Here is a 2038-nt window from a genome sequence, read left to right on the forward strand (position 1 = left end):
TGCTGAAGTTGGCTCATCCATTAATAATACGTCAGGTTTAACTGCTAAGGCACGCGCGATACAAACACGTTGTTGTTGCCCCCCAGAAATAGCCATACCGTTTTTGTTTAAGTCATCTTTTACCTCATCCCAGATTGCAGCACCGCGTAATGAAGTTTCAACAATTTCATCTAATTCATTCTTGTCACGGATACCATGAGTGCGCGGTCCGTAAGCAACATTGTCATAGATTGACATTGGGAATGGGTTTGGTTGTTGGAAAACCATACCTACATTTTTACGTAACGTATTTAAGTTCATGTCACGGTCAAAGATACTTTTACCGTCTAATGTAATTTTACCTTCAATACGACAACCTTCAACAAGGTCATTCATACGATTTAATGTTTTTAAGAAAGTAGATTTACCTGATCCAGAAGGACCAATTAATGCTGTTACTTGTTTTTCATAAATTGGCATGTTGATACCTTCTAAGGCTTTAAAGTTACCATAGTAAAGGTCCATGTTTTCTGCTTGCATTTTAATTTTAAGATTGTTGTTTTCAACCATGATTAATTTTGTCCTCCTTTTGTAAATCGTTGTGATAACCATGTAGATAAGCCATTGATCACTAATACAACTAATAATAGTATTACACCAGTAGCATTCGCTTGATCACGGTGCAAACCTTCACTTGATAATACATACATATGGAGAGCCAATGTACGACCAGAAGAGAAGATTGAATTAGGTAGTGATGTTGATGTACCTAATGTATACATCAAGGCTGCTGTCTCACCAACGATACGTCCGATAGCAAGGATGATACCTGACAAGATACCTGGCATAGCAATTGGCAATACGATTCTAAAGATAGTACGTAATTTACCAGCACCTAAACCGAAACTTGCTTGACGTAGATTGTCTTTGACTGACATTAAGGCTTCTTCAGTATTACGGATAATCAATGGTAATACCATAATTGCTGAAGTAAGAATACCTGAAATTAATGAATATTGGAATCCTGCTGCAGATACAAAGGCTAGCATACCAAATAAACCAAATACGATAGACGGCACACCTGTTAAGGTATCAGTCGCAATACGGATACCTTCAACCCATTTGTTATTTTTACCAGCATACTCTACTAGGTAGAAACCAGCAAATACACCAAATGGAATAGCAAGAAGTAATGAGCCACCAATTACGTAGATTGTTGTGATAATTGAAGGCATCATTGAAACGTTATCTGTTGAGTACTTCCATGAGAATAAGTCAGCTGTTAAGTGAGGGACACCTGAAACTAATACATAACCGATGATCCATACTAAGGCAGCAAATGTAACTGCTGCAAAGAAATATGTAAATCCACGTAATACTTTAGACATTAGTTATTTACCCCCGTTCTCTTAACATACGCGAAGATACCATTGATAATCAAAATAATAACAAATAACACCGCACCTGTTGCAATTAAGGCACTTTGGTGGGTACCAGTTGCATAAGCCATCTCTAAGATGATATTAGCAGTCATTGTACGTGCACCTTGGAATAAGCCACGTGGGAAAATTGCTTGGTTCCCTGCAACCATGATAACTGCCATTGTTTCACCAACAGCTCGACCAATACCTAAGATGATAGAAGAAAAGATCCCTGATCTAGCAGCCGGCATCATGATAACATAAGAAGTTCTATCATGATCAGCTCCTAATCCAACTGACGCATTATAGTAAGTTTTTGGTACTGCACGTAACGAAGACTCAGACATGGTAATAATAGTAGGTAAAATCATAATTGCTAAAACAATACCCGCTGTCATGATACTCATACCATTTGATGCAATTCCTAAAGATCTTGAAAAAGTTCGAATACCTGGAACCAATACTTGTAAACCGAAATAACCAAATACAATAGAAGGAATACCAGACATTAAGTTCATCGCTGGTTTCAAAACTTTATGTAATTTGGGAGGGCAATAAAATGCCATAAACATCGCAGTAAATACACCTGTTGGTACGCCCAACACGAATGCGATTAAGGTTACGTATAGTGAACCTAT

At 37.6% G+C, this 2038-nt stretch carries 3 protein-coding genes; all 3 read right to left on the reverse strand.

Annotated features, from left to right (window positions below):
- Positions 1–519, reverse strand: a 519-nt coding sequence (locus ACRCJ0_RS12750) for a phosphate ABC transporter ATP-binding protein (RefSeq protein ID WP_431390666.1), incomplete at its 3' end; no start/stop codon positions are given.
- Positions 520–551: 32 nt separating this feature from the next.
- Positions 552–1367: a phosphate ABC transporter permease PstA gene (pstA, locus tag ACRCJ0_RS12755; RefSeq protein WP_149314800.1), complete on the reverse strand. Its 816-nt coding sequence runs from the start codon at positions 1365–1367 to the stop codon at positions 552–554.
- Positions 1367–2038, reverse strand: a 672-nt coding sequence (gene pstC, locus ACRCJ0_RS12760; RefSeq protein ID WP_431390665.1) for a phosphate ABC transporter permease subunit PstC, incomplete at its 5' end; no start/stop codon positions are given. The genes pstC and pstA, both read right to left, overlap by 1 nt.

It is taken from the genome of Aerococcus sp. L_32, assembly GCF_050689315.1.